Source organism: Bordetella parapertussis, from assembly GCF_020735925.1.
GTDB classification, from domain to species: Bacteria; Pseudomonadota; Gammaproteobacteria; order Burkholderiales; family Burkholderiaceae_B; genus Bordetella; species Bordetella pertussis.
In genome coordinates, this window is record NZ_CP085971.1 from 780,117 (window position 1) to 794,666 (window position 14,550).

The 14,550-nt window shown below is 70.2% G+C and carries 14 protein-coding genes; 5 read left to right on the top strand and 9 right to left on the bottom strand.

Annotated features, from left to right (window positions below; genetic code table 11):
- The first annotated feature begins 16 nt into the window (after nt 1–16).
- Both LK409_RS03695 and LK409_RS03700 read left to right on the top strand, forming a co-directional pair.
- Nucleotides 17–1,180, top strand: coding sequence for a patatin-like phospholipase family protein (locus LK409_RS03695; RefSeq protein WP_003809440.1), 1,164 nt, complete (start codon nt 17–19; stop codon nt 1,178–1,180).
- Complete coding sequence (locus LK409_RS03700) at nt 1,177–1,641, top strand: barstar family protein (RefSeq protein WP_003809441.1); 465 nt, start codon at nt 1,177–1,179, stop codon at nt 1,639–1,641. The genes LK409_RS03695 and LK409_RS03700 overlap by 4 nt, the downstream gene beginning before the upstream one ends.
- A gap of 26 nt (nt 1,642–1,667) precedes the next feature.
- Here LK409_RS03700 and LK409_RS03705 read toward each other — a convergent pair whose 3' ends face one another.
- Nucleotides 1,668–2,408 (bottom strand): 16S rRNA (uracil(1498)-N(3))-methyltransferase, encoded by a 741-nt coding sequence (locus LK409_RS03705; protein WP_003809442.1) that lies wholly within the window; start codon nt 2,406–2,408, stop codon nt 1,668–1,670.
- 194 nt (nt 2,409–2,602) lie between these two features.
- Here LK409_RS03705 and tkt point away from each other — a divergent pair, with 194 nt between their 5' ends.
- The 3 genes from tkt (at nt 2,603) to LK409_RS03720 (ending at nt 6,978) form a co-directional block, all read left to right on the top strand.
- Nucleotides 2,603–4,639 (top strand): transketolase, encoded by a 2,037-nt coding sequence (gene tkt, locus LK409_RS03710; RefSeq protein WP_010927886.1) that lies wholly within the window; start codon nt 2,603–2,605, stop codon nt 4,637–4,639.
- 17 nt (nt 4,640–4,656) lie between these two features.
- Nucleotides 4,657–5,667: a type I glyceraldehyde-3-phosphate dehydrogenase gene (gene gap / locus LK409_RS03715; protein WP_003809444.1), complete on the top strand. Its 1,011-nt coding sequence runs from the start codon at nt 4,657–4,659 to the stop codon at nt 5,665–5,667.
- Between the two features lie 117 nt (nt 5,668–5,784).
- Nucleotides 5,785–6,978 (top strand): phosphoglycerate kinase, encoded by a 1,194-nt coding sequence (locus LK409_RS03720; RefSeq protein ID WP_049788695.1) that lies wholly within the window; start codon nt 5,785–5,787, stop codon nt 6,976–6,978.
- 29 nt (nt 6,979–7,007) lie between these two features.
- On the opposite strand, the gene fabI is transcribed toward LK409_RS03720, so the two are convergent.
- The 8 genes from fabI to LK409_RS03760 all read right to left on the bottom strand — a co-directional run bounded on the left by fabI (nt 7,008) and on the right by LK409_RS03760 (nt 14,515).
- Nucleotides 7,008–7,781 carry an enoyl-ACP reductase FabI gene (fabI, locus tag LK409_RS03725; RefSeq protein WP_010927888.1) on the bottom strand — a complete coding sequence of 258 codons (774 nt, stop codon included), beginning with the start codon at nt 7,779–7,781 and terminating at the stop codon, nt 7,008–7,010.
- Nucleotides 7,778–8,968, bottom strand: coding sequence for an acetate/propionate family kinase (locus LK409_RS03730; RefSeq protein WP_003809449.1), 1,191 nt, complete (start codon nt 8,966–8,968; stop codon nt 7,778–7,780). The genes fabI and LK409_RS03730 overlap by 4 nt, the downstream gene beginning before the upstream one ends.
- A gap of 25 nt (nt 8,969–8,993) precedes the next feature.
- On the bottom strand, nt 8,994–9,932 hold the full coding sequence (locus LK409_RS03735; protein ID WP_003809454.1) for a phosphate acetyltransferase: 939 nt from the start codon (nt 9,930–9,932) through the stop codon (nt 8,994–8,996).
- Nucleotides 9,929–12,202, bottom strand: a complete 2,274-nt coding sequence (locus LK409_RS03740) for a DUF3141 domain-containing protein (protein ID WP_010927889.1) — start codon at nt 12,200–12,202, stop codon at nt 9,929–9,931. Before LK409_RS03740 ends, LK409_RS03735 begins: the two co-directional genes overlap by 4 nt.
- Nucleotides 12,203–12,356: 154 nt before the next feature.
- Entirely contained in the window at nt 12,357–12,998 is a 642-nt protein-coding gene (yfcF, locus tag LK409_RS03745; RefSeq protein ID WP_033447917.1) for a glutathione transferase, read from the bottom strand.
- Between the two features lie 103 nt (nt 12,999–13,101).
- Nucleotides 13,102–13,431, bottom strand: a complete 330-nt coding sequence (locus tag LK409_RS03750) for a DHCW motif cupin fold protein (protein WP_003809460.1) — start codon at nt 13,429–13,431, stop codon at nt 13,102–13,104.
- 31 nt (nt 13,432–13,462) lie between these two features.
- Entirely contained in the window at nt 13,463–14,011 is a 549-nt protein-coding gene (locus tag LK409_RS03755) for a DinB family protein (protein ID WP_003809462.1), read from the bottom strand.
- A gap of 18 nt (nt 14,012–14,029) precedes the next feature.
- The gene (locus LK409_RS03760; protein WP_010927890.1) at nt 14,030–14,515 is read right to left on the bottom strand and encodes a GNAT family N-acetyltransferase; all 486 of its coding nucleotides are present in this window, start codon (nt 14,513–14,515) and stop codon (nt 14,030–14,032) included.
- Between the last annotated feature and the right edge of the window lie 35 nt (nt 14,516–14,550).

A 14,550-nucleotide genomic window follows, 5' to 3' on the forward strand; every position in this document is an offset into this window, starting at 1 on the left:
GCTGACCGGCCTGGTCATGACGGGCGGCGGCGCGCGCGCCGCCTACCAGGTGGGCGCGCTCAGCGCCATCATGGCGATCCTCGACCCGAAGGCGCGGCCGGGCTATCCCAACCCGTTCCCCATCATTTGCGGCACCTCGGCCGGGGCGGTCAATGCGGCGGCGCTGGCCTGCCGCGCCGACCGGCCCCACCTGGCGGTGCGCCGCATGCGGCGGCTGTGGGCCTCGCTGGAGACCGGCATGGTGTACCGGGCCGACGCGCCCGGGCTGATCCGCACCGGCGTGCGCTGGCTGGGCCTGCTGTCGCTGGGATGGATGTATGCCGGCCTGACGCGCAAGCGGCCCCAGTCGCTGCTCGACAGCAGCCCGCTGGCCGACCTGCTGGGCCGCGTGATGGATTTCGACCGCATGCGGCACAACCTGGCGCGCGGGAAGCTGTCGGCGCTGGCCATCACCGCCTCCGGGTATACCAGCGGCGAGCACCTGACCTTCTACCAGTCGGACCGGCCGATCGACCCCTGGCACCGGTTCCTGCGCCGCGCCGTGCCGTCGGCCATCGGGATCGATCACATCATGGCCTCGTCGGCCATCCCGTTCGTGTTTCCGGCGCGGCCGGTGCGCGTGCACGGGCAGGTCGAATGGTGCGGCGACGGGTCGATGCGGCAGCTGGCGCCCATCAGCCCGGCCATCCACCTGGGGGCCACCCGGGTGCTGGTGATCGGCACGGGCTTCCATGACGACACCCACCCGGAAAAGCGCGAGGAGGACCCGCCGTACCCGTCGCTGGCCCAGGTCGGCGGCCACGCGCTGTCGAGCATCTTCCTCGACGGCCTGTCGATGGACGTCGAGCGCCTGGAGCGCACCAATTTCCTGCTCAGCCGCGGCGGCCAGGAGGCCGAGCCGGAGTTCGCCCTGCGGCGGGTGGACGTGCTGGCCCTGACGCCCAGCCAGTCGCTCGACCAGCTGGCGCTGGAGCACCTGGACGACATGCCGTCGGAAGCCCGTACCCTTTTCCGCGTTCTCGGTGTATCGTCCGACCCGAGCCGGTCAAACGGTGGCGCGCTGATGTCATATCTCCTGTTCGAGCATACGTACACGCAACGATTGATCGAACTGGGTTATGCCGATACGATGCGGCGTATTGACGACGTGGTGAAGTTTTTCGGGGAGGCCGGGGCATGACGCGTAACGGTCAGACGACTTTGCAGCGCCAACTGCGCCGCGGCGGCGCTTTGGATCACGACGGGCTGGACAAGCAGGCCGTGGTCGACGCCACGCGCGAACTGGGCATGTCGTTGCTGGTTGCCGATTGCGACCGCGCGCGCAGCCGTTCGGCGGTATTGCGCGCGATCGCCAAGGCGGTGGATTTCCCCGAGTATTTCGGCGGCAATCTCGACGCCCTGTACGACTGTTTGTGCGACACCGTGCTGGACCACAAGACCGGCATCGTCCTGTGGCTGTACCGCCTGCATTCGGGCGATCCGGCATTGCACGAAGACAGCAATCTCATCGATGGCGTATGCGCCGATACGGCCGAGTTCGCACGCGAGAACGGCCGGGTGTTCGCCTATGTCATCGAGCACGCCGGGCGGCACCCCGACCCCGAACCGGGCGTGGCCGCGGCCCCCTACGGCGAGGCCTGAGGCCGGCGGGCGCCAGGGCTCCCCGGCTAGCCGTTCCAGCCCCTGATGGCGCTGACCGCGGCGATCAGGGCGATGCCCGCGGTTTCGGTGCGCAGCACCCGGGGGCCGAAGCGCACCGCCTGCACGCCGGCCGCGCGCGCCTGCTCCAGCTCCTCATCCGACCAGCCGCCTTCCGGTCCCACCAGCAGGCAGATGTCGTCGTGCGCGGCGTGCCGCGCCAGCGCGCCGGCCAGGTCGAGCTCGGCCTGCGGGTGGCACAGCAGGCGCAGCGCCGCGCCGGGCGCCTGTGCCAGCCAGGCCGCCAGGGCTTGCGGCGCGTCCACGGCCATCAGGCGGTTGCGGCCGCATTGTTCGGCGGCCGCCTGGGCGATCCGCTGCCAGTGCGCCAGGCGCTTTTCGGCGCGCGCCCCATTCAACTGGAGCACGCTGCGCTGCGCCGCGATGGGGCTGACCCGCCAGGCACCCAGTTCGACCGCCTTCTCGACCACCCAATCCATCTTGTCGCCGGCCGGCAGGCCCTGGACCAGCGTGATGCGGCCCGGCAATTCGGCTTCGCGCGGCACATGCGCGCCCAGTTGCGCCCAGGCCGCCTTGCCTTCGATTTCCAGCGTGGCGGGATATTCGCCGCCGGCGCCGTCGAACAGCACCAGCGCCGCGCCGGCGCGCAGCCGCAGCACGCGCACCGCGTGGTGGGCGAGCGCTTCGGGCAGCGCCACGCGCTCGCCGGGCGCCAGGCGGGCGTCGCAGTAGAAACGGGGCAGGGACATGGCAGGTTCGCGTACGGCTGGGACAAGGCCGTAAGCCTATCATTTCGGCGCTTGGGCGCCGCGATCCGGGCGGGCCGGCCGCCGCGGCGCGCACTATCGGGGACGGATATTCTCCCGGTGCTAAAATCTGGAGCTTTTCAATCCTTACACCTGACGTCGGATTGACCGGCCGCCAGGGTCACAGAGCCTCCCGAATGAGCAACCCGACCGCCCCTAAACTTGCCTTGGCGGATGCCATCCGCGTACTTGCGATGGACGCCGTGCAGAAAGCGAATTCCGGACACCCCGGCGCGCCCATGGGAATGGCCGAAATCGCGCAAGCGCTGTGGCTGGGCAACCTGCGCCACAACCCGGCCGATCCGGCCTGGGCCAACCGCGACCGCTTCGTGCTGTCCAATGGCCACGGCTCGATGCTGATATACGCCCTGCTGCACCTGACGGGCTACGATCTGCCCCTGGAAGAGCTGAAGAACTTCCGCCAGCTGCATTCGCGCACGCCGGGGCACCCCGAAGTGGGCATCACCCCGGGCGTGGAAACCACCACCGGCCCGCTGGGCCAGGGCCTGGCCAACGCGGTCGGCATGGCGCTGGCCGAGGCCCTGCTGGCGGCCGAATTCAACCGCGCCGGCCACACGGTGGTGGACCACCACACCTATGTCTTTCTGGGCGACGGCTGCCTGATGGAAGGCATCTCGCACGAGGCCTGCTCGCTGGCCGGCACGCTCAAGCTGTCCAAGCTGGTGGCGCTGTACGACGACAACGGCATTTCCATCGACGGCCATGTCGAGCACTGGTTCGCCGACGACACGGCGACCCGCTTCGAGGGCTACGGCTGGAATGTGATCCGCGGCGTGGACGGCCACGACGTGGCGGCGGTGGACGCGGCCATCAAGCAGGCGCGCGCGCAATCCGAGAAACCCACCCTGATCGTCTGCCGCACCGTGATCGGCAAGGGTTCGCCCAACATGGCCGGCACGCACAATGTGCACGGCGCGCCGCTGGGCAACGACGAGATCGCCGCCACCCGCGCGGCGCTGGGCTGGTCGGCCGGCCCCTTCGAGGTGCCGCAGGATATCTACGCCGCGTGGGACAGCCGTCCCGCCGGCGCGCTGGCGCAGGCCGCCTGGGAAGACAAGTTCCAGGCCTATGCGGCCCAGTATCCGGCCGAGGCCGCCGAATTCACGCGCCGCATGAAGGGCGAGCTGCCCGAAGGCTTCGCCGCCCGGTTCGAGGCCTTCCTGCAGGCCACCGTGGCCAAGGGCGAGACGGTCGCCACCCGCAAGGCGTCGCAGTTCGCCATCGCCGAGCTGGCCGGCCTGCTGCCGGAGATGCTGGGCGGCTCGGCCGACCTGACCGGCTCGAACTTCACCGACTGGAAGGGCGTGGCGCCGCTGCGCGCCGGCCATCACGGCGTGCATTTCGGCCGCCATATCAACTACGGCGTGCGCGAGTTCGGCATGGCCGCCATCATGAACGGCATCGCGCTGCATGGCGGCTACCTGCCGTTCGGCGGCACCTTCCTGACGTTCTCGGACTACTCGCGCAACGCCATCCGCATGGCGGCGCTGATGAAGCAGCGCGTGGTGCACGTGTTCACGCACGATTCCATCGGCCTGGGCGAGGACGGTCCGACCCACCAGTCGATCGAACACGCCGCCAGCCTGCGCCTGATTCCCAACCTGTCGGTGTGGCGGCCCTGCGACACCGTCGAGACGGCCGCCGCCTGGGGCGCTGCCGTGACGCGGCCGGCCAGCATCGGCATGGACGTGCACGACGGCGGCCCGACCGCGCTGCTGCTGTCGCGCCAGAACCTGCCGTTCGTGGCGCGCGACGAGGCCACGCAGAAAGCGATTGTTCGCGGTGGTTACGTCTTGCGCGACGCACACGACGCGCGTGCGGCTATCATCGCCACGGGCTCGGAAGTCGCCATCGCGCTGGCCGCGCAGGAATTGCTGGCCGCCGACGGCATCGCCGTGCGGGTGGTTTCCATGCCCAGCACCGACGTGTTCGACCGCCAGGACGCCGAATGGAAGCGCGAAGTGCTGCCGGCCGGCATGCCGCGCGTGGCCGTCGAGGCGGGCGTGACCGCGTTCTGGCACAAATACGTGGGCCTGGAAGGCGCCGTGGTGGGTATCGACCGCTATGGCGAGTCGGCGCCCGACGGGGCTTTGTTCAAATTCTTCGGACTGACCGCTGAAAAGGTGGCCGAGGCCGTCAAGCAGGTTTTGTAAAAAAGGGAGATCAAGTCATGACCATTCGCGTCGCCATCAACGGCTACGGCCGCATCGGCCGCAACATCCTGCGCGCCCACTACGAAAACGGCAAGAAGCACGATATCGAGATCGTCGCCATCAACGACCTGGGCGATCCCAAGACCAACGCGCACCTGACGCGTTTCGACACGGCGCACGGCAAGTTCCCCGGCACCGTGACGGTCGACGGCGACTACATGGTCGTCAACGGCGACAAGATCCGCGTGCTGGCCAACCGCAACCCGGCCGAACTGCCGTGGGGCGAGCTGGGCGTGGACGTGGTGCTGGAGTGCACGGGCTTTTTCACCTCCAAGGAAAAGGCCGGCGCGCACCTGAAGGGCGGCGCCAAGAAGGTCATCATCTCGGCGCCCGGCGGCAAGGACGTCGACGCCACCATCGTGTTCGGCGTGAACCAGAACGTGCTCAAGGCCGAGCACACCGTGATTTCCAACGCCTCGTGCACCACCAACTGCCTGGCCCCGCTGGTCAAGCCGCTGCACGACAAGCTGGGCGTGGAAACCGGCCTGATGACGACCGTGCACGCCTACACCAACGACCAGGTGCTGACCGACGTCTACCACGAAGACCTGCGCCGCGCCCGCTCGGCCACCATGAGCATGATCCCGACCAAGACCGGCGCGGCCGCCGCGGTCGGCCTGGTGCTGCCCGAGCTCAACGGCAAGCTGGACGGTTTCGCGATCCGCGTGCCGACCATCAACGTCTCGCTGGTCGACCTGTCCTTCGTGGCCAAGCGCGACACCACCGTCGAGGAAGTCAACAGCATCCTGCAGGCCGCCGCCGAAGGCGAGCTCAAGGACATCCTGACCTACAACACCGAGCCGCTGGTGTCGGTCGACTTCAACCACAACCCGGCCTCCAGCAACTTCGACGCGACCCTGACCAAGGTGTCCGGCAAGCTGGTCAAGGTCTCGTCGTGGTACGACAACGAGTGGGGCTTCTCGAACCGCATGCTCGACACCACCGTCGCGCTGATGTCGGCCAAGTAAGCCGCACGGCCTGAACAGGGCGCAAGGGCCAGGTTGGTTTTCCCGTCACGGGGAAACGGATCTGGCCCTTTTCGCAGGCAGGCCCCGGACGCCATCCACACAGGAACCGAATACAGTATGTCCAACGTCAATACGCTTTCCGCGCTGGCCAAGAGCGGCGCTCTGTCCGGCAAGCGCGTTTTCATCCGCGCCGACCTCAACGTGCCGTTCGACGACGCCGGCCGCATCAGCGAAGACACCCGCATCCGCGCCTCGGTGCCCGGCATCCGCCTGGCGCTGGACGCCGGCGAGGCGGTCATGGTCACCTCGCACCTGGGCCGCCCCAAGGAGGGCGCGCTGACCGAGGCGGACTCGCTGGCCCCGGTCGCGCAGCGCCTGTCCGAACTGCTGGGCATGCAGGTGCGCCTGGTGCCCGACTGGGTCGACGGCGTTTCCGTCGAGCCGGGCGAAGTCGTGCTGCTGGAGAACTGCCGCGGCAACGTGGGCGAGAAAAAGGACGACGAAGGCTTGTCGCGCAAGATGGCGGCGCTGTGCGATGTGTACGTCAACGACGCCTTCGGCACCGCGCACCGCGCCGAGGCCACCACGCACGGCATCGCGCGCTTCGCGCCGGTGGCCTGCGCCGGCCCGCTGCTGGAGGCCGAGCTCGAGGCGCTGGGGCGCGCGCTGCATGATCCCAAACGGCCGCTGGTGGCGATCGTGGGCGGCTCCAAGGTGTCGACCAAGCTGTCCATCCTGCAATCGCTGGCCGACAAGGTCGACCAGCTGGTGGTCGGCGGCGGCATCGCCAACACCTTCATGCTGGCCGCCGGCCTGCCCATCGGCAAGTCGCTGGCCGAGCCCGAGCAGGTCGAGCAGGCGCGCGCCGTGATCGAAATCATGAAGCGCCGCGGCGCCGAGGTGCCGATTCCCACCGACGTGGTTTGCGCCAAGTCGTTCGGCGCGGACGCCGCGGCCACCGTCAAGGCGGCCGCCGACGTGGCCGAGGACGACATGATCCTCGACATCGGACCGCAGACCGCGCAGCGCCTGGCCGACATCCTCAAGGCGGCCGGCACCATCGTCTGGAACGGTCCGGTCGGCGTGTTCGAGTTCGACCAGTTCGCCCACGGCACCGAGGTGGTGGCGCGCGCCATCGCCGACTCGGCGGGCTTTTCGATTGCCGGCGGCGGCGATACGCTGGCTGCCATCGCCAAGTACGGCATCGCCGACCAGACCGGCTATATCTCGACCGGCGGCGGCGCTTTCCTGGAGTTCCTGGAAGGCAAGGCGCTGCCGGCCGTGGCCGTGCTGCAGGCGCGCGCCGCGTAAGGCGCGCCGGGCCCGGCCACGGCCGGGCCTCAATCGATGATGTGGTAGCCGCCGTCGATGTAGAGGGTCTGGCCGGTGATGCGGCGCGCCGCGTCGGTGGCCAGCCAGGCGGTGGCCTCGCCCACGTCGTCGATGCCGACCAGGCTGCGCGCCGGCGCCTTGGCCTGGGCGCGGTCCAGCAAGGCGTCGAAGCCGGTGATGCCCGAGGCGGCGCGGGTCTTGAGCGGCCCGGGCGAGATGGCGTGCACGCGTATGCCCTGCGGACCCAGTTCGGCCGCCAGGTAGCGGGTGGCCGATTCCAGCGCCGCCTTCACCGGCCCCATCATGTTGTAGTGCTCCACCACCATCTGCGAGCCGTAGTAGGTCATGCAGAACAGGGTGCCGCCCTTGGGCATCAGGGGCTCGGCCAGGTGCGCCATGCGGATGAACGACCAGCACGAGATGTCCATGGCCTGCAGGAAGCCTGCGCGCGAGCAGTCGACCACGCGTCCCTGCAGGTCGTCGCGCGGCGCGTAGGCGATCGAATGCATGACGAAATCCAGGCTGCCCCAGCGCGTGCCGATTTGCTCGAACACGGATTCAAGCTGGCCGTCGACGCGCAGGTCCAGCGGCAGCAGCAGGGCGGCGTCGATGCTGCGCGCAAGCGGCTCGACGTGGACGCGCGCCTTGTCGTTCAGGTAGGTCACGGCCAGTTCGGCGCCCAGCGCGCGGAAGGCGCGCGCGCAACCCCAGGCTATCGAGTCCTGGTTGGCGATGCCGGTGACTAGCCCGCGCCGGCCCTGCAGGGGGGCGGCGGCGTTCATGCCTGCCCCTGCCGCACCAGCGCCAGCGTGTGCTGGGCGATGATCAGTTCTTCGTTGGTGCGCACCACGTAGACGCCGATGGCGCTGTCGTCGCTGGAAATGCGCGGGCCGTGGCGGGCATTGCGCGCCTGGTCCAGCCGCACGCCCAGCCATTCCCAGTGGCGGGCGATCGCCGCGCGCACCGGCGCGGCGTTTTCGCCGATGCCGGCGGTGAACACGATGGCGTCGATGCCGTTCATGGCGCAGCCCAGGCCGGCGATGCCCTCGGCCACGCGCCAGGCGAAGTAGTCCAGCGCCAGCCGGGCCGCCGGCGCGTCGCTGGCCAGCAGCTCGCGCACGTCGTTGCCGATGCCCGACAGCCCCTTCAGCCCGCAGTCGTGATAGAGCAGATGCTCGATGTCGTCGTGGCTCATGCCGCGCTCCATCATCCACAGCACCACGCCCGGGTCGAGGCGGCCGGGCCGGGTGCCCATCGGCAGGCCCTCGAGCGCGGTAAAGCCCATGGTGCTGTCGACGCTGCGGCCATCGACCATGGCGCAGGCCGAAACGCCGTTGCCCAGGTGGGCGGCCACGATCTTGCCGCCGGCGATCTCGGGCAGCGCGCGCCGCAGGCGCTGCGCGATGTACTCGTACGACAGGCCGTGGAAACCGTAGCGCCGCACGCCTTCCTGGTACAGGTGCTCGGGCAGCGCGTAGCGGTCGGCCAGCGGCGAGTGGGTGCGGTGGAAGGCCGTGTCGAAGCAGGCCACTTGCGGGATGTTCGGCCGGCGCTCGCGGATCACGCGGATGGGCGCAAGGTTGTTGGGCTGGTGCAGCGGCGCCAGCGGGGTGAGATCGTCCAGCTGCGCCAGCACGTCGTCGTCGACCAGCACCGGCGCATCGTACTGGGTGCCGCCATGCACCACGCGGTGGCCGATGGCGCAGGGCGCGCCGCCCAGGTGGCCGCTGAGCCAGGTGCCCAGCACTTCCTGGGCGCCCGGCACGTCGGCCGCGTGCGTGGGCGCCACGTCGCGCTCGAGCAGGGTGTGGCCGTCCTGGGCGCGGATGCGCAGGTGCGGGCGCGACCCGCCGATGCCGTCGAGCTGGCCGCCCAGGGTGGGCCGCAGCTCGTCGCCCTCGGCGATCTCGTACAGGTAGAACTTGAGGCTGGAGCTGCCGGCGTTGATGACGAGAAGGTTGTCGCTCATGGTCGCGTACTCCGTCGGCGTCGCGTCAGGCCAAGGGGGTGGCGCGCGCCAGGTGGTGGGCGTAGAGGGTGGCCACCGCGCACGAGGCCAGGCGGGTCTGGGCGCTGTCGGCGCGGCTGGTCAGGACGATGGGCACGCGCGCGCCGAGCACGATGCCGGCGGCCTGGGCGTTGGCCAGGAAGCTGAGGTTCTTGGCCAGCATGTTGCCGGCTTCCAGGTCGGGCACCACCAGGACCTGCGCGCGGCCGGCCACCGGCGAGACGATGCCCTTGACCTGCGCGGCCTCGGGGCTGATGGCGTTGTCCAGCGCCAGCGGGCCGTCCAGTATGCCGCCCTGGATCTGGCCGCGGTCGGCCATCTTGCACAGCGCGGCCGCCTCCAGCGTGCTGGGAATGCTGGGCATGACCTGTTCGACCGCCGACAGGATGGCCACGCGCGGCTCGCCCAGCCCCAGGCCGAGATGCAGCGCGATCGCGTTGCGCACGATGTCGGCCTTGGTTTCCAGGTCGGGGAAGATGTTGATGGCCGCATCGGTGATGAACAGCGGCTCGGGATAGGTGGGCACGTCCATGATGAACACATGGCTGATGCGGCGCTCGGTGCGCAGCCCGGTGTCGCGCGCCACGACCTCGTGCATCAGCTCGTCGGTATGCAGGCTGCCCTTCATCAGCAGGCTGGCCTGCCCGCCGCGCACCAGCTGGACCGCGGCGGCGGCCGCGGCGTGGCTGTGCGGCGCATCGACGATGGCGGCCCCGCCCAGGTCCAGGCCGCAGCGCTCGGCCACGTCGCGGATCTTCTGCTGCGGCCCCACCAGGATGGGCGTGAGCAGGCCCAGTTGCATGGCCTGCAGCGCGGCGCCCAGCGAGGTTTCGTCGCAGGGATGGGCCACCGCGCAAGGCAGCGCGGGCAGGGTGCGCGCGTGCGCGATCAGGCGCTCGTAGTGGTTGTGGCGCGTCGCGCTCATGCCGTGCGCCTCTTGCGCGGGGCGGCGGCCTTGCGCGCGGGCGCGGGCGCGTCGGCGCGCTTGACGGCGCGCCGCTCGGCGCCCTGGAACAGGCGCTTCATTTCGTCCAGGCTCGCGCGCGCCCGGTCGCTCAGCGGGCCGGCGGCCTCCAGCACGTGGGTGATCCCGTGCAGGGTGGCGCGGATGTCGGCGGCGCTGGCGTTCTCCAGCAGCTTGGGGATGGCGCGGATGGCCGCCGGCCCGTCCAGCTGCATCATCAGCGCCTGGTCGCGCGTGGCGTCCTTGAAGGCCTGCAGCGACAGCTTGGCGTCGGTGTCGGCGCGCATCTTGCGGATCATGGCGAAGCTGCGCTCGTCGACGCCGCCCTCGGCGCCGCTGACATACAGCAGCATGCGCAGGCCGGCTTCGCGCAGTCCGCCCTGGTCGATCTGCGCGCGCAGCTCGGCCGCGCGCGCGGCCATGAAGTCGCGGTGCTCGGGCGAAACGCCCGGATGCCTGCGCGGCGGCCCGTCCTTGGCGCCCAGGCCGGCCCAGTCCTGCACCAGCGGCGAACCATAGGTGGCCATGAAGATCCGCTCGCAGGCCGAGTCGCGCAGGTCGCGCCAGATGTCCAGGCCCGCCACGATGGCGTCGGACGCCATCTTCTGCAACGCCCAGAACGGGTTGTCCGGCGCGGCCGGCTGGCGCTGTTCGCGGACCTGCTCGGCCAGTTGCGCGACGGGCGCCACCCAGGGGTTGCGGTCGGAAATCAGCTCGTAGGGCAGGCGCAGCGGGTGCATGCGCTGCATCCACTCGGCCGATTGCGGCGTGACGGCGGCCCGCACCCACGGTTGCACGAAGCTGCGGTACAGGCCGAGATTGATGTCGGAAATGCGGGCCACCGCCGCGAAGCGCTGGTCGTCCTCCTCGTTGCGCTCGACGATCGCGCGCACGTCGTCCAGGCGGCGGCGCTCGAACGACAGCACGTAGTCGCCGTAGGCCAGGTCGGCATTGGGCGTGTCGGGCGTCTTGTCGGCGATCTCGGCCTGGTAAATGCCGGGCGGCAGCACGTCGATGACGTCGATGTTGGCGGTGAACTCCTGGTGCTCCTTGCGCGCCACCGCGCCGGAGACGAAGATGCCCAGGTGGCCGATGCTCTCATGCACCGCGTAGACGATGGTCTGGTTGTGCGCCACCACTTCGCGGTCGTCCTGGTACAGGTCGGTGATCCAGCCCAGCGCCTGCGGCGGCGGCGTGATGTTGTCGCCCTTGGAGCAGAACACGATGATGGGCGAGCGGATGTTGCGCAGGTCGATGCGGATGCCGTCGGAGGTGACCAGCCCGGCGGTGGCCAGGCGGTTGCCGACGAACAGGTTGTCGACGATGTACTGGATCTCGGGGCCGTTGAAGAACACGTGCCCGCCCCACCATTTCTCGAACTCCAGGTAGCGCGGCGCTTCGGTATCGACCTTGGCGTAGAGGTTGTACTGCTTGCTCCACAGCGTGTTGGCGGGGTTGAGGTTCTCGAAATTCTGCACCAGCCAGGCGCCGTCGAACTTGCCGTTGCCCAGGTCGCTGGTCATCTGGGTCAGCCAGCTGCCGCCCAGCAGCCCGCCCGAGTAGCGCATGGGGTTCATGTCGCGCCAGCCGGCCCAGTACGACAGCGGCGCGCCGGCCACGATGATGGGGCCGAACAGCTCGGGCCGCATCGCGGCCGTCATCATGATCTGCCAGCCGGCCTGGCAGTTGCCGACCACCACCGGGCGGCCTTCGGCCTGCGGATGCAGGGCGATGATTTCCTCCAGGAAGCGCGCCTCGGCGCGCATCACGTCCTCGACCGTCTGGGTGTCGGTCGGGTGCGGCAGGAAGGTGGCGAAGTAGCAGGGATGGCCGGCGCGCACCGCCACGCCGATTTCGCTTTCGGGCTTGAAGCCGCCGATGCCGGGGCCGTGCCCGGCGCGCGGGTCGACCACCAGGAAGGGGCGCTTCTGCGGGTCGACCGGCGCGTCCGCGGGCGGGACGATGCGCAGCAGCGCGTAGTTGACGGGGCGTTCGAACTTGCGCCCGTCGAGCACCAGCTCGGACTTCATGCTCAGCACATTGGGGGCGCGCTTGGCCATGTGCGTCAGGTACTGGTTGCCGCGCTGGCGCATCACGTCGGTGTACAGGATGCCGCGCTGCCAGGCGTCGAGCGTGTATTGGTACGCGCTGGTCCAGAGATTGGCGGCGGGATGCGCGGCCGGGGCGGGGGAGCGGTCGGGGGCGGTGCGATCGGCGGCGGGTGCGGCCATGGCGATCTCCATTGCGATGCGGCGGCCGGCCTGGTCGGGCCGTGGCGGCCGGCTCCCGTGTGGGGAGCGGATTCGGGGACCCTTGTGGGTTTACCCTATTACACCGCAAACAATGTTGCGGCGCAACATTCGTGTGGCCGGCGCGCCGCCCCCTTCAGCCGCGCGCCGCTTCGTAATGGCGCAGCCATGCCTGCACCGAGGCGCGCTGCCATTGGGCCGCCGCGTAGTCGCGCAGCGGCGCGGGCAGGTCGTCGCCGCTATGGGCCAGGCGGTTGAGCGCCAGCGCCAGTTCGGTGTCGACGATGCTCCAGGCCCCGAACAGGTGCGCCTGGCCGGGCGGCAGCAGCGCTTCGGCCACGCGGATCAGCTTGGCGGCGTCGCAGTGCGCGGCGTCGTCCAGCGGCGTGGTGGCCGGGGCATCGAAGACGGAGTCGATCGGGCGCGCCCGCCGCAGCGCCGCCAGGTCGGTGCGCAGCCAGGCCTGCACCTGGCGGGCGCGGGCGCGCGCCTGGGCGCCGGCCGGATACAGCGCGGGATGCGCCGGCGGCGCGAAGGCGTCTTCCAGGTATTCCTGGATGGCGCTGGACTCGGTGAGATGGAAGCCGGCATGCGCCAGGGCCGGCACCCGGGCGGTCAGGGCGCGGCTCTGGTAGGGCTGCATGCGCTGCTCGCCGGCAGCCAGGTCCACCAGGCGGACTTCGAACTCCAGCTGTTTTTCGGCCAGGGCGACATGGGCCGACATGGCGTAGGGGCTGCGAAAACGGGCGTCGACGTACAGGGTCAGGGGGGCGGGCAACGGCGGGCTCCTGGGACGGCAGGCCCCGCGCGTGCCGCGGCGGCCGATCGGTACAGCGTAGCGCAAACCGGGCCGTCCTGCCCGCCGGCGTGGCGCGCGGGAGTCAGTCGACGATGAACAGCCGCGCGCCGCCGCGGGTCGAGGAGCGGTGCGCCTCGGCCTGGTCGGCGACCTGGTAGCTCATGCCCGGGGTCAGCACGAAGGTGCGGCCGTCTTCCAGTTCGGTGTGCAATTCGCCTTCCAGGCAGAACAGGATATGGCCCTTGCTGCACCAGTGGTCGGCCAGGTAGCCGGGCGTGTATTCGACCACGCGCACCCGGATATCGCCGAACTGGCGGGTGCGCCACAGCGCCTTGCCGGATTCGCCCGGATGTTCGGTCTCGGGCACGGTCGACCAGTCGGTGGTGCCGAAGGGGATGTCGTGCATTTTCATGGGCGGTAAGTCCTTTGCGATGAGAGGGGATTCAGGCCGGGGCATCGCCGGACGCGGGCACGCGCAACACGAGGTCGGTGGCGCCCATGTCGATGCCGGCTTGCGACAGCAGGGTGGTGGCCTGGCCGCGGTGGTGGGTCTGGTGGTTGAAGAAATGCAGGACCAGGCCGCCGAACGGGCGCCGCGCGGCTTCGCCGGCCAGGCTGGTGTACGCCAGTTCGCAGGCCAGGTCGTCCGGGCGCAATTGCGCGGCCCAGTCGACGATGCACCGGTCCAGCCAGGCGCGGTGCGCGGCCAGCGGCCCCAGCGCCGGGTAGAGGACCTCGTCCAGCCGCGCCGGGGTGGGCAGCGCCAGCACGGGCTGCAGGGCGGCCGGGCGCGCGGGGTGCGCGGCGAAGCGTTGCAGCCAGACGCGGTCGCCCACCGCCACGTGGTTGAGCGTGCCCAGCAGCGAGCCGAAGTAGGCGCCGCGCTCGCGGGCCAGCTCGTCCGGCGGCAATTGCGCGGCACAGGCATACAGGCGCTGGTTCATCCACTGGTTGTAGTCGGCGAGCAACTGCAGGTCGGCGGGGGTGGGCATGCGGGCTCCGGAGGGTGTTCAGGCGCTCAGCTTCTTCTGCCAGAACATGGCGCGGCCGGTGTCGGCCGCCAGTTCGTAGCCGGCGTAGCCGAGGCGGCGGTACAGCGCCTGGGCGCGCGTGTTGCCTTCCAGTACCTCCAGTGTCACCTTGCAGCAGCCCAGCCGCGCCGCCAGGGCTTCGAGCGCCTCCAGCAGGCGCGTGCCCACACCCTGGCCGCGGAAGCGTTCGGCCACCGCCAGGTCGTGCAGGTTGAGCAGGGGGCGGCAGGCAAAGGTGGAAAAGCCTTCGATGCAGATGGCCAGCCCGGCCGGCTCGCCGTCCTGCCAGGCCAGCAGCGCGCGGGCATGGGGCCGGCGCGCCAGCTCGGCCACCAGGTTGGCGCGCGCATGGGCCGACAGCGGTTCGCCGCCGCCCATGGGGCCGCGGGCGTACTCGTCGAGCAGGGTGATGATGGCCCGGGCATGGGCGGCGTCGTTGAAATCGGCTTCGATGATTTCCAGCAAGGTGTGTCCTGTAGGGATGCGTGAACGCGGCGCGC